Annotated in this window: 15 protein-coding genes; 8 read left to right on the plus strand and 7 right to left on the minus strand. The window is 46.2% G+C overall.

The features are described 5' to 3' along the window. Positions 1 to 203: 203 nt before the first annotated feature. The 3 genes from ACYVE4_RS31755 (at position 204) to ACYVE4_RS31765 (ending at position 3627) form a co-directional block, all read left to right on the plus strand. On the plus strand, positions 204 to 1949 hold the full coding sequence (locus ACYVE4_RS31755; RefSeq protein ID WP_461044450.1) for a RagB/SusD family nutrient uptake outer membrane protein: 1746 nt from the start codon (positions 204 to 206) through the stop codon (positions 1947 to 1949). 121 nt (positions 1950 to 2070) lie between these two features. Beyond that, on the plus strand, positions 2071 to 2337 hold the full coding sequence (locus tag ACYVE4_RS31760) for a hypothetical protein (protein ID WP_461044451.1): 267 nt from the start codon (positions 2071 to 2073) through the stop codon (positions 2335 to 2337). Positions 2338 to 2415: 78 nt separating this feature from the next. Further along, on the plus strand, positions 2416 to 3627 hold the full coding sequence (locus ACYVE4_RS31765; RefSeq protein WP_461044452.1) for an AGE family epimerase/isomerase: 1212 nt from the start codon (positions 2416 to 2418) through the stop codon (positions 3625 to 3627). Between the two features lie 13 nt (positions 3628 to 3640). On the opposite strand, the gene ACYVE4_RS31770 is transcribed toward ACYVE4_RS31765, so the two are convergent. Continuing rightward, positions 3641 to 3904 carry a DUF2442 domain-containing protein gene (locus ACYVE4_RS31770; protein ID WP_461044453.1) on the minus strand — a complete coding sequence of 88 codons (264 nt, stop codon included), beginning with the start codon at positions 3902 to 3904 and terminating at the stop codon, positions 3641 to 3643. 195 nt (positions 3905 to 4099) lie between these two features. After that, complete coding sequence (locus ACYVE4_RS31775) at positions 4100 to 4207, minus strand: DUF4160 domain-containing protein (RefSeq protein WP_461044454.1); 108 nt, start codon at positions 4205 to 4207, stop codon at positions 4100 to 4102. 174 nt (positions 4208 to 4381) lie between these two features. Between ACYVE4_RS31775 and ACYVE4_RS31780 the strand changes: the two genes are divergently transcribed. From ACYVE4_RS31780 to ACYVE4_RS31790, 3 genes are all read left to right on the plus strand, one after another. Then, on the plus strand, positions 4382 to 6814 hold the full coding sequence (locus ACYVE4_RS31780) for an endonuclease MutS2 (RefSeq protein ID WP_461044455.1): 2433 nt from the start codon (positions 4382 to 4384) through the stop codon (positions 6812 to 6814). Between the two features lie 102 nt (positions 6815 to 6916). Then, the gene (locus ACYVE4_RS31785; protein ID WP_461044456.1) at positions 6917 to 7579 is read left to right on the plus strand and encodes an HAD family hydrolase; all 663 of its coding nucleotides are present in this window, start codon (positions 6917 to 6919) and stop codon (positions 7577 to 7579) included. An 83-nt stretch (positions 7580 to 7662) separates the two neighbouring features. After that, complete coding sequence (locus ACYVE4_RS31790; RefSeq protein ID WP_461044457.1) at positions 7663 to 8451, plus strand: peptidase associated/transthyretin-like domain-containing protein; 789 nt, start codon at positions 7663 to 7665, stop codon at positions 8449 to 8451. 11 nt (positions 8452 to 8462) lie between these two features. Here ACYVE4_RS31790 and ACYVE4_RS31795 read toward each other — a convergent pair whose 3' ends face one another. The 3 genes from ACYVE4_RS31795 to ACYVE4_RS31805 all read right to left on the minus strand — a co-directional run bounded on the left by ACYVE4_RS31795 (position 8463) and on the right by ACYVE4_RS31805 (position 12568). Beyond that, positions 8463 to 8951 (minus strand): MOSC domain-containing protein, encoded by a 489-nt coding sequence (locus ACYVE4_RS31795; RefSeq protein ID WP_461044458.1) that lies wholly within the window; start codon positions 8949 to 8951, stop codon positions 8463 to 8465. A 165-nt stretch (positions 8952 to 9116) separates the two neighbouring features. After that, on the minus strand, positions 9117 to 11831 hold the full coding sequence (locus ACYVE4_RS31800) for a DUF5686 and carboxypeptidase regulatory-like domain-containing protein (protein ID WP_461044459.1): 2715 nt from the start codon (positions 11829 to 11831) through the stop codon (positions 9117 to 9119). Between the two features lie 197 nt (positions 11832 to 12028). Further along, positions 12029 to 12568 carry a hypothetical protein gene (locus tag ACYVE4_RS31805; protein WP_461044460.1) on the minus strand — a complete coding sequence of 180 codons (540 nt, stop codon included), beginning with the start codon at positions 12566 to 12568 and terminating at the stop codon, positions 12029 to 12031. Between the two features lie 139 nt (positions 12569 to 12707). Here ACYVE4_RS31805 and ACYVE4_RS31810 point away from each other — a divergent pair, with 139 nt between their 5' ends. Together ACYVE4_RS31810 and ACYVE4_RS31815 are read left to right on the plus strand one after the other, a co-directional pair. Beyond that, a complete protein-coding gene (locus ACYVE4_RS31810) occupies positions 12708 to 14051 on the plus strand; it encodes a M24 family metallopeptidase (RefSeq protein WP_461044461.1) in 1344 nt (447 codons plus the stop codon). A gap of 100 nt (positions 14052 to 14151) precedes the next feature. Continuing rightward, positions 14152 to 15390, plus strand: coding sequence for a sialidase family protein (locus ACYVE4_RS31815; RefSeq protein ID WP_461044462.1), 1239 nt, complete (start codon positions 14152 to 14154; stop codon positions 15388 to 15390). Positions 15391 to 15400: 10 nt separating this feature from the next. Here the strand turns inward: ACYVE4_RS31815 and ACYVE4_RS31820 are convergent, their stop codons facing one another. Both ACYVE4_RS31820 and ACYVE4_RS31825 read right to left on the minus strand, forming a co-directional pair. After that, positions 15401 to 16516, minus strand: a complete 1116-nt coding sequence (locus tag ACYVE4_RS31820) for an efflux RND transporter periplasmic adaptor subunit (protein ID WP_461044463.1) — start codon at positions 16514 to 16516, stop codon at positions 15401 to 15403. Positions 16517 to 16573: 57 nt separating this feature from the next. Beyond that, on the minus strand, positions 16574 to 19894 hold the full coding sequence (locus ACYVE4_RS31825) for an efflux RND transporter permease subunit (protein ID WP_461044464.1): 3321 nt from the start codon (positions 19892 to 19894) through the stop codon (positions 16574 to 16576). Between the last annotated feature and the right edge of the window lie 52 nt (positions 19895 to 19946).

Consider the following 19946-nt stretch of genomic DNA (forward strand, 5'->3'; position numbering starts at 1 on the left):
TCAGCAAATACACAGGTCTGGATCCAGCGGTGGGTGGTTCGGCGGATACCAACTTTGGTATTGATATTGGTAACTATCCAGTGCAACGGGGCTACAACGTAGGTTTAAGCTTTGGTTTCTAAACATATCTAATCGCAACCGACGGTTTGACGAAGTTACGGATCAGGTCGTCGGTTGCCCACCAATATTAATTCAAATCAGACATGAAACAACCAATAATAAAAGGTGTTCTGATGACAGCAATGTGTTCGCTGTTAACCTTCGCCTGTAAGGAAAGTTTTCTGGAAACCCCCGCTACGGGTGCTCTATCGAGCACTCAGCTCACATCGCGGGCGGGGCTGGATGGGCTGCTGATCTCAGCGTATTCCCAGCTGAATGGGCGGGGCTATAACCAGGCAGCCGCTTCGCTGGACTGGGTGCGTGGTTCGGTATCGGGTGGCGACGGCAACAAAGGCTCCAACTCAGGAGACTTTAACTCACTGACCCCCTTCCAAACCTACCAACTCCAGACCACCGCTGGTGATGTTGGTCAGAAATGGCTGGCTTTATATGAAGGAATTAGCCGCTGCAACATGGTACTTCGCATGTTACCTAGCGCATCGGCCGATGTGAGTGCGGCTGACAAAACCCGGATTCAGGCCGAAGCTCGTTTCCTGCGTGGTCACTATTATTTCTGGCTCAAACGTCAGTTCAATAAAACACCGTATGTCGATGAATCGGTCGACTATGGTACGGGTGTTGAAAAGGTTAAAAATGATACCGACCTGTGGCCCAAAATCGAAGCTGACTTCAAGTTTGCCGCGGATAACCTGGCCGGTGCTCCCGGTGCTGTCGGACGGGCCAACAAGTGGGCCGCTAGTGCCTATCTGGCCAAAACCTATCTGTATCAGAAGAAATATGCCGAAGCCAAAGCCCTCTTCGATCAGGTGATCGCGAGTGGTACCACCTCCACAGGGGTTAAGTACGCGCTGGTAGATAACTATACTGATATCTTCAATGCCGCCAAGGAAAATAACTCGGAGTCGGTATTTGCCGATCAGGCAGCTGCCAACGCGGGTAGCTCAGATAACGCCAACCCCAACCTGAACCTGAACTTCCCCTACAACACAGGTTCGAACGGTCCGGCGGGCTGCTGCGGCTTCTTCCCGCCCAGCTTCGAGTTAGGCAACTCATTCCGGGTAACGGCTGATGGCCTGCCACTGTTGGATGGATCGTACAACAGTGCGGCTAACCAACTCAAGACGGATCAAGGCGTTGCTACGGCTGCGGCTTTCACGCCCGATGCGGGTCCAGTCGATCCTCGCCTGGACTGGTCAGTGGGTCGTCGGGGTATTCCCTACCTGGATTGGCAGGTTCACCCTGGTCAGGACTGGATTCGGGATCAGGGCTTTGCGGGTCCATATTCACCCAAGAAGTTCATCTTCTACAAATCGCAGGATAAGGTGCTGACCGATGGTAGCTCGTGGACGGATGGCTATATGGCCCTGAACGTCAACTTCATTCGGTTTGCCGATGTATTGTTGATGGCGGCTGAGTGTGAAATAGAAGTAGGAAGTCTGGACAAGGCACGGGATTATGTGAATCAGGTTCGAGCTCGGGCCGCTAAGTCGCAGTACTGGGTGAAGACATCGGCTGGCGCTAATGCGGCAAATTATATCATTTCTCCTTATCCAGCGACGCAGTTTGCGAGTAAAGAATCGGCCCGGACAGCGGTTCAGTTTGAACGTAAATTGGAGCTTTCGGGTGAAGGTCACCGCTTCTTTGATCTGGTTCGTTGGGGCACGGCGGCTACGGTGTTGAATGCATTCCTAGCCTATGAAAGCACCAAATTGCCAGTAGGTTATGCAGGTGCTAAGTTCACCGCTGGTCGGGATGAGTATCTGCCCATTCCTCAAGGTCAGATTGATCTGCAAGGCAAGGACGTTCTAGCTCAAAACCCAGGCTATTAAGCGAACAATTACCAATAAAACCATAGACAAAAAGGCTGCTCTAGAAATAGAGTGGCCTTTTTTAGTAGAAACATTCTCAAAAGCCATACGTTATTAATGATACAACAAAACAAACAACGTTATGGCTAATCATAAAACCATTGACCAGCCGGGCTCTAATGACTTACAGCCCGGTCGAGAACGTACCCGGAATCAAAATGCTCGTGATACTGGAGGGCAGCGCCCTAATGGAGAGAAGTATATGACCAATGCCAACAAGAGTAAGCAAGGTCCAGAAGATAATCATTCGATGCCTAGTCAAAATAAACACGACCTGATTAACGAGCGTGGCAGTCATGGTCATTCAGGCCACAGTCACAATCGAAGTGGAAGTGAATCGAATGCATAAAGCATATTGATCAGAACAGTAAGTTTTGCGCGTTTGCGGTTTTACCTGAATAAGGAATACTGCAAACGCGCATTTTTTATGGCTCCCGACCTTAACCAACTCCGTGCCGAATTCAGGCAGGAACATAAAGATATTCTGGCATATTGGGAACGTTACGCGCCCGATCCTGAACATGGCGGATTTTACGGCCGAGTCAATTACCAGAATCAACCCGATCCCAAAGCGGATAAAGGTATTGTACTAAACGCACGCATTTTGTGGTCGTTCTCAGCCGCCTTTCGACATACGCACCACGAAGAATATCGTAAGGTAGCCGACCAGGCTTTTCAGTACATCCAACAACACTTTATTGATCCGCAATATGGGGGTGTATATTGGTCCGTCGATGCAACAGGCCAGCCGAAGAATCCGCTCAAGCATTTGTATGGTCAGGCGTTTGCACTCTACGGTTTAAGTGAGTACGTTCATGCAACTGAATCGGAAAAAGCGCTCCGGCTTGCTAAAGATCAATTTCAAAACATGGTTAAATACGCTTTCGACAGCAAACGGGGTGGGTTTGTCGAAGCACTCGCCCACGATTGGTCGCCAGCTACTGATTACATTATCAGCAAGTACGATAATCAGGAAATCAAAACGATGAATACGCATCTCCATATTCTGGAATCATTTACCTGTTTATATCGTGTCTGGCCCGATAAATCAGTAGCTGATCAGATAGGAGGGATGTTGCGGATGTTTATGAATCACATTGTTGACCCGAAAACATACCGGATGAACCTGTTCATGGACAATGACTGGAAAGTTCGCCGGACAGCCATTTCCTACGGGCACGATATTGAAGCGTCCTGGCTACTACCAGAAGCAGCCGACGTTTTAGCCGCTCGTAATCCAGCTGACAAACCGTTACAAAAAACAGTGCGCGATTTGGGCATTAAAATGGCTCGAGCTGCATCAGATGGTATTGACCCAGTCGACGGTGGAATGAATTACGAACTCGATCCAGATGGCCACCTAAATAAGGAGCGTTCGTGGTGGGTAATGGCCGAAGCGATGGTTGGTTTTCTGAATGCGTATCAACTCACACATGAAAAGCCGTTTCTTGATAAAGCGGTCAGCAGTTGGGAGTTCACCAAAAAATACCTGCTCGATCTTAAAAATGGTGAGTGGTTTAGTGGAGTAACAGCCGATCACAAAGTATTGGGGAATGATAAGATTAGTATGTGGAAATGCCCCTATCACAACAGCCGGGCCTGCCTAGAAATGCTGGAACGACTAGAGCATCTTCGGTAATGATAGTTTCTTCTTAAATGGTTCTTCTAAGCTGTCGATTAAATGCGCCAGTATAAATGCTGATTGGATTAATATCCATTTCATTATCGCCCCATGTAAGCACACCATACTCATCAAGAGATACAGTTTTGAAAAGTGTTGGATCTAAAAACTTCCTGATTAACGGATTCGGGTTCTTTTGCAGAAACTCTGTAAAATCGGCACTAATAATTTTACCGTCCGAGAATCTTACGTCAAGTTGATGCTCTCCGGTTATGGTGTAAGCGACAATTTTCATCAGATTCGTTTGGTTATTTTTCGTAAAGTCGGTTTCGCATGTAAAACAAAATAATTAATCCATTCATCCAACATTAGATATTTGTATTCATTGACCAGTTTCTCTAGTTCTTTTCGTTGGGCAGGAGGAAAATCATCTTTTCCTAGCACTCGTTTATAGGCTATGCCAATAATCTCTTTATCAACTATATCAAATTCAATCTTTCAGTTCTGCATCAGCATACTGAGCATGTACATGAATTGGCTCATGTTCGTTAGCATAAAAGCGAATGACAATCCCAAGGTATTCAAAAATTTTAGGCATACTATGGCAGGTAAAAAAGGCAAATATAGCCTTACACTTTCGCCTAAGTATACTATCAATCAAAAAATGACTATTGAACCCAGTATCTTTTCTTGGTGTTTCTATTGTGTAGAACTGGTATGAAAAACCTGACAATTGATAATCGCTCCGGCGCTCCGGTGTATATTTAGTTAAATGCTTTACCCAAATACCTTAGAACATAAATTAGGGTTTGATACCATTCGTGAACGACTCAAAGAAGCCTGCGTTAGTCCGCTGGGACAGGATTATGTTGAAAAAATTCGGTTTACGGATAATGTACAGCTGATTGACAAACTACTAAATCAAACAACTGAATTTAAGCAGATTGTCCAGTACGAACCCGACTTTCCCAACAGTAATTACATTGATGTTCGGCCGCAGTTAAGTCGCGCCCGCGTGGAAGGTCTTGCGTTGACAGAAGCTGAATTCTTTGACCTTAAATTAGTCCTTCGAACCATTCAGGATTGCCTACGTTTTCTATCACGCCAAAAAGAGTCAGGCCGGGAAGACGCCGGGAATTTTCCCTTCCTACGCGAATTGGCGGGCCCTGTCAGCGTCGACAAAAAACTGACAGATTCCATCGAACGGGTGATCGATGACCGGGGTAATGTCCGGGATTCGGCCTCTCCTGAACTGGCTAGCATTCGTCGGCGAATCATTAGCGAACAGGCCAATCTTCGGAAACGGCTCGATAGCATTTTGCGGCAAGCTCGACAAAACGGCTGGATTCCCGACGATCTATCGCTGACAGTACGCGGTGGACGACTGGTGATTCCGATTGCGGCTGAGCACAAACGCAAGATAAAAGGGTTCGTGCATGATGAATCGCAAACAGGCCAGACGGTGTTTCTGGAACCAGCCGAAGTATTCGATGCTAACAACGAAATCCGTGAACTGGAATACGAAGAACGACGAGAGATTTACCGAATTCTTTCAGCCCTTACGGATCTAATTCGTCCTCATTTAGAGGAACTTCGAAAGGCCGTCAACTTCCTGGCACAAGTCGATTTTATACGAGCAAAGGCGAAACTGGCCGTTCAGCTAGATGCCGTCATGCCTAAATTACAGGAACGACCATTTGTCAACTGGATCGAAGCCCGACATCCTCTGCTTTTCCTATCGTTTGCGAAACAAGGGAAAACTGTCGTCCCTTTAGGCGTTCGTCTGGATGAGAAAGCCCGAATTCTCATTATTTCAGGGCCGAATGCGGGGGGTAAATCAGTTGCTTTGAAAACTATTGGTCTCGTCCAATACATGCTTCAGTGCGGATTGCTGGTTCCGATGGCTGATTATTCGGAGATGGGCGTTTTCCAGAACTTATTCATTGATATTGGCGACGAACAATCTCTTGAAAATGACCTGAGTACGTACTCGTCACACTTAACCTCGATGAAGCAGTTCCTGGTCGGTGCGAATAAACGAACGTTGTTTTTGATTGATGAATTCGGAACAGGTACAGAACCCGGTTTGGGCGGGGCTATTGCCGAATCGATTCTGGAAGATTTAGCTAAATCAGGTGCTTACGGCGTCATCAATACGCACTACACCAACCTGAAAATTATGGCTGATAAAACAGCCGGATTGATCAACGGTGCCATGCGTTTCGATGGTGAACATCTGGAACCACTTTATCAATTAGAGATTGGTCGACCGGGATCGTCGTTCGCATTTGAGATTGCACAGAAAATTGGGCTGCCGAAAGGCGTGATTGAGCGAGCGAAGGAAAAGCTAGGTAATCAGCAAGTTAGCTTCGAGAAATTACTGAAAGAACTGGATATTGAGAAGCGCGTTTTCTCCGAAAAAAATATCGAAATCAGCATTAATCAGCGAAAACTGGCTCAGCAACTGGCTGAATACACAGCACTTAAGAATAAGCTGGATAATGAGCAGAAGAAAATTGTTAATGACGCCCGTCAGAAAGCTAAAGCCCTCGTTCAGGAAGCCAACCAACGGATCGAAAATACGATTCGGGAAATAAAAGAGAACAAAGCCGAACGCGACACAACGAAACAGGTTCGACAGGATTTAGAACGGTTCGAGCAAAAAGAGCTGAAATTGGAACCCGTTGTCGTTGAAACCTCTAAACCCGCAGAAGACGAATTTGAGAAAGACAATGGAGCGATTGTAGCTGGCAGCTACGTTCGCATTATTGGCCAAAACGCGATTGGTGAAGTATTAACCATACGTGGTAAAGATGCCGAAATACGTATTGGTGATCTGAAATCAAACGTAAAACTGAATCGACTCGAAAAAGTCAGCAAAAAAACCTTTAAAGAGGCTACCGATGTTCGCGATGACCGACCTCGTAGTCAAGGTGTTGACATGAATGAGAAGATGCAGAACTTCAGTTTCAATCTCGATATCCGGGGAAAACGGGGTGAAGAAGCACTCGGTGAAGTCGACCGTTTTTTCGACGATGCGCTGATGTTAGGCTACCCGGAACTGCGTATCGTTCATGGCAAAGGCGACGGCATTCTACGAACTCTTGTCCGAAACCATCTGCGCGGCTACAAACAAGTAGGCCGTATGGAAGACGAACACGCCGACCGGGGTGGTGCGGGCGTAACGATAGTGAAAATGAAATAACCTCTTCAAAATTTGTAGGTTGAGGTGTGAAGTTGGCTGACCAGAAAGCAACTCGGCTGCAGCAACGTCAAACCTCAGCCTGTAAACTTTGAACTATACTTTATGAAAGCAGTAATTTTTGATATGGATGGTGTGCTGGTTGATACGAATCCACACCATAGAATTGCCTGGCGTGAGTATTATCAACGTAACGGAAAAGCCTTGAGCGACGCCGATTTTGTACAATATGTTTCCGGCAAACACAATTCCGATATCGTTGCCCATTTATTTACAAATCAACCACTTACTCCTCAGGAAGTGACCCGACTAAGCAACGAAAAAGAAGCTTTATTTCGGGAATTATACCGTCCCGCTATTCATCCTGTAGCGGGTTTAGTACCTTTCTTACAAGCGTTGAAAGCAGCCGGAATTCGAACGGCTGTTGCAACATCGGCTCCAGTAGAAAATCTTGATTTTGTGATGGATACGCTTGGTATCCGGTCGTATTTCGATGCATTACTCAACGAAAGCATGGTTAGCCATCCAAAACCCGATCCTGAAATTTATCAGAAAGCCATGGAAATGCTTGGCGTTGAACCAACTGAAAGTGTTATTTTTGAAGATTCGATGACAGGTATTCAGGCGGCCAAAGCCTCTGGAGCATCTGTAGTGGGGATGGCTACGACTCAGTCACCCGACGAATTACGACCTTTTGTGGATGATACAGCGGTTGATTTCACGGAGATAACCGTTGATCGAATCCAACAACTCATTAAGGCTTTTTAACAACATAGAATAGAAGCAATGCGTATTTTTGTATAATCGCATTTTCTAAATCGGTAGAATCCGGAAACCTTATTTGTTAACTTATGCCCTATAAATTATTCTTTGCGGTTCTTCTTTGCTACTTTTTAAGCGGATCGGGAAAGACGTGGGCACAAGGGAAATACGTCATTGGCACAGTTGTCGACCAGGCAACAAAGCAACCCATTGATAAAGTAACGGTTGTTAATCAACGTACACGCCAACGAGCTCGCACAAATCCAACCGGACGTTTTTTTCTGACTGTTCAACAGGGCGATTCACTTGTCCTGACCAGCCAGCTATATGCCCGAACAGGCATTATTTACGACGGTTCTGACAACCCAACGATTGCCGCAAAAGCGCTTCCACCGATGCCCTATCGGGTCGTTGAACTTGCCGAAGTCACGGTAACAGGTAAGCGATACGAAGAAGTGAAGCGGGAAATTAAGGAATTGCTGGATGAGCCGGTTGCTTCCAAGAAAGTGACGGGCGAGCAAACCCTGGACCGACTTGGTGATGGTGCAGGCATAACCCTACTCTATGAGGTATTTGGAAAACGCCCCAAATCGGATCGGAAAGCGTATTACATCATGCAGCAGGATCGGCGGCACGCATTAGCGCTCGAACGATTCCGACTATTAGTTGAACAATCAACCAATCTAAGGGCAGAAGAAATCGACCGTTTTTTCGATTTCTGTGATCTGGAAGACGATTTCCTACTTAAATCCGAAGATTACGATCTGATCAATACCATCCAGCAATTACGCAGCCGCTACCGGCAAGGTTTTAATCGTCCCAGCCGAATTTCTGCTGATCCAGACCAATCGGCTCCGAAACCTAAGCCTAATAATTAAGGAACAGGCAATCAACTTTTTGCCGAGCGAACTTCCACGGCGTCTCCTACTTGTATCGTTCCTGCTTTAATGACTTTTGCCGTTAGTCCTCCATGACCACGCATAGAATTGTAGCCACCAGGCCCTAAGGCCGTTTCCATTTGCGAGCAGGGATGGCATTGGCCGGTAATTTCCAAAATAGTATCGCCAATCTGAAGTTGATGATCTTTCAACGCTAATAGATTTAGCCCCGATATGACAAGGTTTCTCCGTAAAATTCCTGGATCGAGTTCATCTCGACCCGTTAGTGCGGCTACAACGGGCAAATGTTCAGCCTGAATAAGAGTGACGTGCCGATTACCGCTCCGACCGCTATAATGGTCGCCAATTAGCCCTTTTTTGTCAGATACTTCCACTGAATCGACCGCCTTCACTGGCTCTCGTCGCTCAGGCCGAATACCAATCCACTCTACCCGACCAGGGCGGGGAAACACGTCAAAAAGATCTTTGATACTTTGCACCGGGATATAGCTGATTTAAGGATTAAACAGATTTTGAACCGCGCCGACGGCCCGGCGGGATTTATATTATTAAACTGATTAAGCTGATTTTGTTTTTTTCTTCCTAAAGTCAATCATCTACAAAATCATAGTCAGTCTGTTAAATCATGTAAATCCCGGTTCGGTTCAGCGACCAAATTTCAGTGTTGTTCCGATTCGGAAACCTAGTCCCTGGTATTTGGCGTCCTGCCACTGCGAAATGACTTCTACCCGGAAGAATGGGAACACTTGAGGAATCAGCCCATCTAAACCGTAGCCAATCTCCGTATAGTTTTTAGATGCCGGTGTGTAGAGATAATGAACGAATAAATTCTCTTTTAGACCAAGCAGTCGAACTAATGTTAGTTGCGTGACGAAGAACTTACGAAACTCAGCCAATACATGTGCTTCGGCAAACCGTCTGCCTGTACTATATTGATAATAAGGCAGTAGCCGATACGTCGATACGACATCCCCCTGCTGGAAGAAGAATTCGTTTCCGGCAAAATGCTTGAAATCGGGGAAATAAACCTGACGATCAGTAAAGAACGTTCCTGCACTCAATTGATAATTCAACCGACTACGAATGCCCGTTTCAAAGGCATGGCTGATTGTTGCCTGTGCAAAATCGTAGTCAACATCGGCCATGCCTTTGCGGTAATTCAGTGTTAAGAGGGGCGCGTCATTATTGCGTCGGGCAATCCGCCGACCATTTCGAATAGTATACTCAGTAGTTCCCAACCGAGCCGAAGCGGTCAGATTTAGTACCAGTGCGTTATGCGTTGGAAAACTAGTCGTTTGGACCTCTGCATTATCAGGACGATTCGATGTGTACGCTCGATTCCGCCAGTTGAACCAAGGTGTAAGGTCTTCCCGATAATTCGCCAGTTCGGTACGATTAGCATATTCCAAACTACCCGATAAATTTACCCGATTCTGAAATGGCGATGCACTGACACTGAAATTCAGAAAATCTTTCTGATAGAGTTTCATGAGATTTTGCTCAAACAGCAACGTCGTCAGCGAATTCAGGAATGGGCTGATTGGGTTATCCGGATTCAATTGATACAGGTATCGTCCGCCTGAGACACCTACTTTTGTCGTTTTGTACTGGTAAGTAGCTTGCCCATATCCTACAAATTGTTTTCGTCCGAATTGATATCGACCCGTACCGCCCAGATTCCATTCACCAAGCGGAATCTGCGTAAACCGATTCACCGAATCGATTTTCCTCCGATACCGTAAATTCAATGCGCCTTCGATTGAATAGCCTTCCACGGTATTGTATTCAATTCGCGTCAACGGGCTGGTATAGATCAACGACGTTTGTTTATTTAGCCGCCACGTATTTCCAACCAGTAGCTGACCCAGAGAGAATTTCTTCGGTGCTTTTTTCTTCTGAATACTATCACGTCGGGCACTATCCGCTTTCAATTCAGCGGGTGTTTTTATCTGACGGGTTAAGCCAAGGCTGTCGGCTTTATTGTAGCTTTTAATTTCGGCCGTTGTCAATGGAACCGACCGAAGCGAATCCCAAAACGCATTCGACCGTTTACGCGCCATTGAGTCAACAACCATCGAATCGTTACGAACTACCGTTACATCTTCTTTGCGTTCTTTCCGGGCTTGCTTTTCCTGTTTTTCGTATTCTTTGACTAGTTGTCTTAGATTTTTGGTCGAAAACTCTTTCTGTTTCTTTACAACCTCATCCAATTGACTACCCTTGATTTCTCTTTTGGAAAGTGTTTGAGTTGGGGGAGCTTTCTTTTCGTCGGCAACTTCAATATCCTCAACAAAAGCTGGGTTGACAACAAACTCGCTGAATGTCAGATTCCGAATGTAGTAGCCACTGCCTTTTACGCCTAAATATGATCCACTACCGCTATACCGCTGATTGGTGGGCATCCACACGCCCTGAATTGGACTGCACATATGCCGAATTGTAAACGACACGCCAATACTGCTAACGGTTTCTAGTTGCAAACTATAAATCGCCCAGGTGTTTTCGAGAATAAACAACGTTCCTCGAAATACGCCTTCACCATATTGTCGGGGAATCACCTGAATTTTACTGATTTCTACAACTTTCCCATCTGGCCCCGTTTCCCGAAACGTGCCTTTGTATTCAAATTTATAATAGGCAAAGGCTTTCGGCGATAAGGGCGATACAGTTCCCGCAATGGTCGGTTCATAGAAACTGGCGTTAAAAAAACGGCTGGGATTCAGGAAATCGCCCTGCGAATTTCGGTTGGCGATGATGCGTTGTCGATATGTATTCGGCTGAGTAAACGTCACTTCGGCAACCGTTTCGTTCAGCATCGGCACGCCCACTTTAAAATTGGCTTCCTTCTCGGCTTCTTTTAATTGCTTTCGAAACGCCATTTCAGCCAGATTAGGCAAGTCTTCTATGGTAAATGACGATTTTGTATACACCCGCGCTTTAAACCGCTGAACCTGTAGCTGATGAAATCGACTTTTGGCAATCGCCCGGCGCATGATGGTGTAGGCGGGGTCTTCGTTTCCGGCTTTGGTTTGTACTTCGGCCAGTCGATAAGCTTGTTCTTCCATCGTGGCATCTAACGTGCTGAAACCCGCGCTAACTTCAACGGATTTTTGAATTGTTTGAAAGCCCAAGTACTGGAAAACAATATCGTATTTCCCCGGTGCCAGCGCGATTTCATAACGACCTTCGGCATTGGTAATCGTACCAGTAGGAGTTCCCTTTACAATGACTGCTGCAAACGGTAAAACCTCACCTGCTTTCGTTTTAACGCTGCCCCGTAATCCGCCCGAATTACTGGTTTGCGCAACAACCCATTGTGGAACACTACAAAGGAATAAAAACAGTAAGGCAGCCTTCATGTACTAAAATTAATAAGGTCGAATGTACTGGTAAGATGCAAACGAGCCAATAAACGTTGTCTGATAGAACGTTAAAAATTTATAAATACCCTACGTTTTGGTTTGAATCAGTTCATTATGTAAATACTATACAAATAATCCCTGTTCATAGTTACTGAACAGGGATTATTATTAAATGCGCCTGAACTTGTGGGCAATTAATTTGCAGGTTTTTCATACCCATAGGCGACTCCTGTCAAAACACTCCGAGCAGTTGTACTACCGAAATAATTATAATCAGCACCACGAACATTTTTGCTCTGAATCAAAACGATATGTGCCCCTAGTCGGGCAGCTTCACGTTTAAGTTTTTCAGTAGCGCGTTCATCGACTTTTGCCGCATTTGAAAAAACAGTGGCTCCGTTGGCTTTGGCCCGGACTTCGCCTATTTTAGCCAGACCAGCTACCTCATTTTCAAGCGTTGTTATCTGTACTTTCGGCCAATCTTCTTCCATAAGAATCTCAACGCGTGTGCTGATCGGTTGCGTGCGGCCACTAGCAAAACGAATTTCCTTCACCAGATTTTTACTGACTGTATTGGTCAAATCTTCGTTCGGATACTTGAACTTGATTTCGTTCTCACCCACCTCGGTGACTTTCGCACTCAACTCCTGGCCGCTTAATTTAACGATCATGTCCTGCGCAAAAGCGCCTACGGTTGACAACACAAGTAGCAGGGAAAATAGCATCGATTTCATAGTTTTTCCAAGATATTGTAAAATGAAAAGAAGAATAACGATAGACAATATTAAGAGTTAATCATACGCAAAGTAGATTAATTAGAAATTTTAATGAATACACAAAACTTCTTAGACGAACGATCTGCCGAATAATACCATGCGCTACCTCTACTGCATTCTCTTATTTTTCATTTTCCGGTTTACGTACGCCCAACCTTCCCCGTCAACCGTTTTGCCCGAACGTGAACGGGCCCGGATAATCGACGAAATTCTGGACGATCGTTTTACAAACCTGTTGCCTCAATTGATGCGTCGCGAGGGGATTGATATGTGGATTATCATTTCGCGCGAGTATAACGAAGATCCAGTCCTGCGGACTATGTTACCAAGTACCTGGCTCTCGGCCCGCCGACGTACCATTATGGTCTTTTTTGACAATGGGAAAGAAATCGAGAAACTCGCCATTGCCCGCTACGATGTCGGAAATCTGCTCAAAGGTGCCTGGGACATCGACGTACGGCCCAATCAATGGGAAGCGCTTGCCAAGATTATCGAAGATCGTAAGCCGAAAAAGATCGGATTAAATACATCGACCAATTATGCGCATGCTGATGGCTTGTCATTTACCGAACATGAAGAGTTTCTGAAAAAACTACCCGCCGATTATCAGAAACGGATCGTTTCGGCTGAGAAATTATCGGTGGGTTGGCTTGAAACCCGAACCGAAAAGGAAATGGCGATTTATCCGCTCATTTGCCGATTGTCGCACCAGATTATTCAGGAAGGCTTTTCGGAGCAAGTGATTCAACCCGGCGTAACAACGACCGACGATGTAGTTTGGTGGTTCCGTCAACGCATTACAAACCTTGGTTTAGATACTTGGTTTCACCCAACGGTTGATATTCAACGAGCCGACGAAAGCGATTTCAACCATTTACGGACGTTCTCAAAGCGACCAGACAAACAGGTTATTATGCCCGGCGATTTACTTCACGTCGATTTCGGCATTACGTATCTGCGTTTAAATACAGACCAGCAACAACACGCCTATGTACTTCGTCCCGGCGAAACGGACGTTCCAGAATCCATCAAAGCTGCGTTCAAAAAAGGGAACCGGTTGCAGGAGATTTTAACTGAACAATTTAAAGTTGGAAAAACAGGTAACCAGATGCTGCTGGCGGCCTTAGAGCAGTCGAAAAAAGAAGGAATCAACGGTACTATTTATACGCACCCGATCGGCGTTCATGGGCATGCGGCTGGCCCAACCATTGGTTTGTGGGATCAGCAAAAAGGCGTTCCCGGCCCCGGCGATTATCCGTTATTGGCCAACACAGCCTATTCAATTGAATTAAATGCCGCCGTCGAAATTCCAGAATGGAAAAAAGTTGTCCGTATCATGCTCGAAGAAGACGGCTTTTTCGACGGGCAAGCCTTCCGATATATCGACGGACGACAAACGGAAATTTATACGATTCCGAGGAAGTTGGGTTATGTGAAATAAGCCGACAAAAAGTATGGAATGATTGAAACGGGCTTTTTAAGGAAATCTGTATTAGACTTTTTTGTCATGCTGACCGGCGGACCGGTCAGCATGACAAAAAATGATTCTCTATCCCATGAAAGGCCCATTATTTCATTTTCGCATAACTACTCTTAGAAAATTTGCCACATTATGGTTGGTGATTATCTGGGCAGCATCGGTTGTTTGTGGTCAGAATTTTCCAAATGTGCCAGGAGTTGTGATCGATCATCTGCCTAAATCCGCTGGTAATTTTCTTGGCTCACCAAGCATAGTCATTTTGCCAGATGGGAAATACATTGCCTCCCACGATATTTTTGGTAAAGGGCCAACACCTCAGCATACGCACGTATTTGAATCGACAAATCGAGGAAAAAGCTGGCAAAAAGTGGCGGAGCTAGACAGTTTGTGGTGGGCTACGCTTTTTATCAACAAAGGATCCTTATATCTATTCGGCACAACGAAAGAATATGGCCGAATGTCGATTCGGCAATCAACGGATGGAGGGCATAGCTGGAGCAGCGTAGAAGGAGGAATTTTAGGTGATGGCGCTGGCTATCATTGCGCATCAGTCCCTGTTCAGGTATTTAAAGGTCGTGTCTGGAAGGGCATGGAGCGAAACGTACCTGTGACAAGTTGGGGGAATTTTCAGAGTTTCGTTGCTTCTGCCCCCGTAGATGCCAACTTGCTCGACTCTAAAAGCTGGACGTTTACACCTCGTTTGGTCTACAATAAGTCGCTGTGGAAGCCGGGGAATGCGTGGCTGGAAGGGAATGTTGTAGAAAACCCCAAAGGTGAAATCTGGAACATTCTTAGAGTCAACAATTTAGAAGACGATCAGGCAGCTATGTATCGCGTGAGCGACGACGGGAAAGTGTCCGATTCAACTACCGTAAAATTCATCAAATTACCGGGTGCCTGCAAAAAATTCAATATCCGATTGGATCCGAAGTCAAAGCGCTATTATACGTTTACGAACTACGCACTTCCAAAACATCGAACGTATCGACGCGAACGCGCTCGAAACGCTCAGGTATTGTTGTCGTCACCTGATCTGGAAAACTGGACTATACACGGCATTATTCTCTATCACCCGGAGATTGACAATCATGGTTTTCAATATCTGGATTGGCAATTCGATGGAAAAGACATTATCGTTGCCTCCCGAACGGCCTTTGAGGATGGCATGGGCGGGGCCGATAATCAGCACAACTCCAATTTCCTGACTTTCCACCGGGTCAAAAACTTCCGCAACTATCGTACTCCCGCCGAATGGAAGCCTTTGCTGGAGAATATTACCGATTTTGTTGTGTTGAAATGATTAGAGTTATCTATTTCACATTTACTGAGGAACCATCCCGAATTTCCTCACTGGCAGTCGTGACAATTTGATCGCCTTCAGCAATATCACCGAATATTTCAATCTTATTGTCAGCATCAAGACCTTTTTTCACGGGCACCCATTCGGCCTTCTGATCTTTGATCCGGATCAGGAAAATCCCCGTTGTTGAATTTACTAAAGCCGATTTTGGTACAATGAACGTGTTGCTTTGCGTTGGCAACGGCAGATTTACCTCAGCCACCATACCGGGCAGCAATTTTTTATCAGTATTGATCACATCCACTTCCACCCGCTCCGACCGTAATCGTTTATCCAGGGCGCCCGATAGTCGCTTAACCTGGCCGGTAAACTTCCGATTCGGAAACGTTTTGACCGTAAAACTCACTTCGCTATTCTGATGTACATAACCCGTGTAGGCTTCCGGAACGGCAATTACTAAACGTAATCGTTTCTGTTCGGTCAGCACAAACAATGGGAACTCCGATCCTTTACCAGCTGGCCCGATATAAGCACCTGTACTGGCATTTCTCGCACTGATTACGCCATCGAAGGGTGCCCGAATAGCCAAATAATTCTTCAACATCGATACTTCCTGATAGGCTGATTTAGCGGCTTCCAGTTGGGCCAGATCGGCGTTGCGCTTGGCCAGTGCCTGATCGACGTCGTTTTTCGAGACGGCTCCCGAAAATTTGCTGGCTTCCAAGACCCGTTCGTAATTGGCTTTGCTGGCAATGGAAAGTGCTTCCTGCGCTTTCAATTTCGAATCGGCAGAGGCTAATTGAGCGCTCAATTCAGGTGCTTCAGCCTGAGCCAGTAATTGTCCCTGCCGAACTTCAGAACCCACATCAGCATTCAGCGTTTTGATGAAGCCACTTACTTTGGCGTAAATATCCACATCGCGAAAAGCGATCAATTCACCGGGAATGTTCAACTCAGAGGCTAGTTTGCCTTTACTCAGTGCGAATACCTCGGTGGGTGCGGGAGCCGAAACGGAATCGGATTCTGTATTTTCTGCTTTGCTTTCGGGAGAATGACAGTTTGTTACTAAACCAGCCAACAGTAAACCAGCTGACACAACGAGTAAACTGCGAACTGAGGTATTCATAGGCCGTTTCATAGACGGAAGGAGCATTGTCAATTAGGATGTACGGATGAGAATTAATCAGTTTAACAAATCCACATTCGTGTAGTACTTACTTTCTTTATCTTCAGGATCGAGTGATACGGATTCGGTAGTGGTTTTCTCCTGCACCCAGGCAAATGCCAACGGCAAAATAAACAGCGCAGCAAAGGTAGAAGCAATCAGGCCACCAATCACCGCCCGTCCCAGTGGGGCGGCCTGTGAGCCTCCTTCGCCCAGCCCGGAAGCCATCGGGATCATCCCCACAACCATTGCAACGCTGGTCATCAGGATAGGTCGAATACGTAGCGAAGCGGCTTCGCGAGCAGACAGGAGTGCATTCCCATTTCGCATACGCAATTCTTCGGCATTAGTCACCATCAGAACGGCGTTGGAAATCGATACCCCTACCGACATAATCATGCCCATATACGATTGCAGATTGAGCGTTGACCCCGTCAGCATTAGCAGCACCAGTGAGCCAACCAGTACAGCCGGAACAGTACATAAAACGACCAACGATACTTTAAATGATTGGAAATTAGCTGCCAGCATCAGAAATATAACGACAATAGCGGTTAATAAACCCGTTTCCAGACTGTCGAGTGTATCGATCAATACCTGCGTAAGGCCCTGCATTTTGACGGTTAATCCGCGCGGCATTTCGCCTAACGAGTCGATGGCTTTCTGCACATCTCTGGCTGCGGTTCCTAGATCAATATCGTTCAGATTCGCCGTTACCGACAAGACAGGTATAGCACCAATATTGTCATTCTCGCCATAGGTTGTCCCTTTTTGTAAGGTAGCTACATCGCTCAGAACCGGACGATTTGAATTTGGCAAGACTGGAATTTCACCCAGATCATTGATCGTTTTCATCTGGTTTTCAGGCACCTGTACCTGCACCGTATACGACTGACTTGATTTGGGGTCAATCCAAACACTTTTCTCCGTATAGCGCGACGACGAAGTAGAGGCAATCAACGAGCGCGAAATTGCTGATATATCCGTACCCAACTGAGCCGCCCGCACCCGGTCAATCGTTACGTTTATGGTTGGATATTTGGTCGCCTGACCCAACTGAACATCCCGTAGATAGGGAATCCGATTAAGTTTAGCGATTACTTTTTTTGCGTACTCTTCGTTCTGTTTTTTATTTTTTCCAGACAGTTTCACTTCAATCGGTGTCGGCGATCCCTGGCTTAGAATTTTATCGGTCAGTTCAATCGGTTCGAAGGAAAGTTTAACATCAGGCAAAGCCTTTTTCATGCTCGCTCTGAACTTATCTTTCAATTCATCCAGTTCAACATCATAATCTTCTTTGAGACTCACCTGTAAAACTCCCTCCTGCGGCCCGGCCATAAACAGGTAAATCGGGCTAGTAGAGAACTGCGCACCGTGCATCCCAACCATCGCTGACGTAATCTCGATGTTACCTTTTCCGACCAGTTGCTTCAATACATCGATGGTTTTTAACATCGTCGCTTCGGTTTTTTCGAGACGAGTACCATCAGGATTACGTAGCCGAACCTGAAACTGATGCCCGGTCACTTTGGGTAATACATCGCGACCAATGTTCGTAATTAACAGCGCAACGATGCCCATCGAGCCTAATACGTAAGCTGTTACAATCCATTTTCGATGCGGAAGCGTTCGACCAATGAATCGCACAAATCGGGCACGAACCCGCTCGAAAAAACTGATTTTCCCATTGTTGTCGAGATCGATACGATGTGCCAGTTTTTTCTTTTCTTCTAGTACGTCGTCGTGTTCGTGATGACCATTTCCATTAATACTCGCTTTTCCATTACCATTGTGCCCGTTGGCTTTTATAAGGCTCGCTTTTACGATTTCCTCCTTAACCGCCTTGCCGTTGCTAACCGGATGATGCTCTTTCATCCACCAGTTCGCCAGCACGGGCACCAGCGTTTGCGCCATCAGGTAGGACGTGATCATGGAAAATCCAATCGCCAGAGCCAGCGGCAGAAATAGAGCGCCTGGAATACCAGTCATGGTAAAGGCGGGGGCAAAAACGGCCAGAATACAGAAGAGAATCAGAAGCTTGGAAAAGGCAATTTCCTTACAGGCATCCCAGATAGCGAGCGCTTTAGGTTTCCCCATATCCATGTGCTGGTGGATATTCTCAATCGTCACCGTACTCTCATCGACCAGAATTCCGATGGCCAATGACAGACCACTCAGGGTCATGATATTGATCGTCTGGCCGAACAACGACAGAAACAAAACCCCCGAAATTATACAGGTCGGAATGGTGATGATTACAATCAGAGCACCCCGCAAATCACCTAAGAAAAGTAAGACCATCAAGCCCGTCAGAATCGCCCCAATAGCGCCTTCCGTCATCAAACTTTCAACCGCGTTGATCACATAGACCGACTGGTCAAACGTATAGGTCAGTTTTACATCTTCTGGTAAAAGTGCCTGGAAACGTGGCAAGGCGGCTTTCAGATTCTGAACGACTTCCCAGGTCGATGCATCAGCAGATTTGGTAATGGGCAAATACACCGATCGTTTTCCATTAACCAATACATAACCCTGCGTAATGTCGGCTCCGTCTTCGATAGTCGCTACGTCTTTCAAATACAGGTTTTGAACGGTACCCGTAAAGAGTGGAATATTGCCAAAGTCCTCAATATTCTTAACCGTCGTATTGGCCGGAGTGAAGTAATTGTAATCACCAATCCGAACATTACCAGCGGGTGTTGCCGTATTATTAATACGCAGTGCCGCGACAAGCTGATCGGGCGACAGATTGTGGGCCCGGAGCAGTTCCGGATCAGCTTTGATAACGATCGAGCGGGCGTTTCCACCAAACGGTGCGGGCGACACTAATCCCGGAACCGACGTAAACCCGGAGCGAATGTAAACGTTAGCTAGATCCTGCAATTCATTATTTGTGCGTTTGGGACTACTCAATACCAACTGCCCAACTGGCAGTGTAGACGCATCGAATCGTAGAATGAAGGGCGGCTGGGAACCAGGTGGAAAACTGGACTGAGCCCGGTTGGAATAGGCCGATACTTCGGCAGCTGCCTGTGCCATATTCGTCCCTTCGTAAAACGTCAGTTTCAGTAACGTAATCCCCTGAATGTTCTTCGATTCAATGCTTTTTACGCCCGATACATACAGGAGAAGGTTGACATATTGTTTCCCAAAAAAGGACTCCATTTGGTCGGGCGTATACCCCCCAAATGGTTGAGAAATGTAAATAACCGGCAGATTCAGGTTAGGAAAGATATCAATCTTGATCGAACGTACGGCCCCTATACCGAAATAGAATAAACTGGCTACAATTACCAGAATTGTAATGGGTTTCCGTAACGCGGCTCGAATTAAATCCATAGTCTGTTAAAAATCTCTTAAATGAGGCTGTTCGTGGGATTGATCAACTCGC

This window comes from Spirosoma harenae, from assembly GCF_054776975.1.

What these genes read in the sequence shown, in the direction of transcription:
- ACYVE4_RS31810 (WP_461044461.1), top strand. Translation starts at nt 12,708, where the DNA reads ATGCGCTACCTCTACTGCATTCTCTTATTTTTCATTTTCCGGTTTACG.
- ACYVE4_RS31775 (WP_461044454.1), bottom strand. Translation starts at nt 4,207, where the DNA reads ATGCCTAAAATTTTTGAATACCTTGGGATTGTCATTCGCTTTTATGCT.
- ACYVE4_RS31765 (WP_461044452.1), top strand. Translation starts at nt 2,416, where the DNA reads ATGGCTCCCGACCTTAACCAACTCCGTGCCGAATTCAGGCAGGAACAT.
- ACYVE4_RS31780 (WP_461044455.1), top strand. Translation starts at nt 4,382, where the DNA reads ATGCTTTACCCAAATACCTTAGAACATAAATTAGGGTTTGATACCATT.
- ACYVE4_RS31815 (WP_461044462.1), top strand. Translation starts at nt 14,152, where the DNA reads ATGATTCTCTATCCCATGAAAGGCCCATTATTTCATTTTCGCATAACT.
- ACYVE4_RS31770 (WP_461044453.1), bottom strand. Translation starts at nt 3,904, where the DNA reads ATGAAAATTGTCGCTTACACCATAACCGGAGAGCATCAACTTGACGTA.
- ACYVE4_RS31760 (WP_461044451.1), top strand. Translation starts at nt 2,071, where the DNA reads ATGGCTAATCATAAAACCATTGACCAGCCGGGCTCTAATGACTTACAG.
- ACYVE4_RS31785 (WP_461044456.1), top strand. Translation starts at nt 6,917, where the DNA reads ATGAAAGCAGTAATTTTTGATATGGATGGTGTGCTGGTTGATACGAAT.
- ACYVE4_RS31790 (WP_461044457.1), top strand. Translation starts at nt 7,663, where the DNA reads ATGCCCTATAAATTATTCTTTGCGGTTCTTCTTTGCTACTTTTTAAGC.
- ACYVE4_RS31800 (WP_461044459.1), bottom strand. Translation starts at nt 11,831, where the DNA reads ATGAAGGCTGCCTTACTGTTTTTATTCCTTTGTAGTGTTCCACAATGG.
- ACYVE4_RS31820 (WP_461044463.1), bottom strand. Translation starts at nt 16,516, where the DNA reads ATGAATACCTCAGTTCGCAGTTTACTCGTTGTGTCAGCTGGTTTACTG.
- ACYVE4_RS31825 (WP_461044464.1), bottom strand. Translation starts at nt 19,894, where the DNA reads ATGGATTTAATTCGAGCCGCGTTACGGAAACCCATTACAATTCTGGTA.
- ACYVE4_RS31805 (WP_461044460.1), bottom strand. Translation starts at nt 12,568, where the DNA reads ATGAAATCGATGCTATTTTCCCTGCTACTTGTGTTGTCAACCGTAGGC.
- ACYVE4_RS31755 (WP_461044450.1), top strand. Translation starts at nt 204, where the DNA reads ATGAAACAACCAATAATAAAAGGTGTTCTGATGACAGCAATGTGTTCG.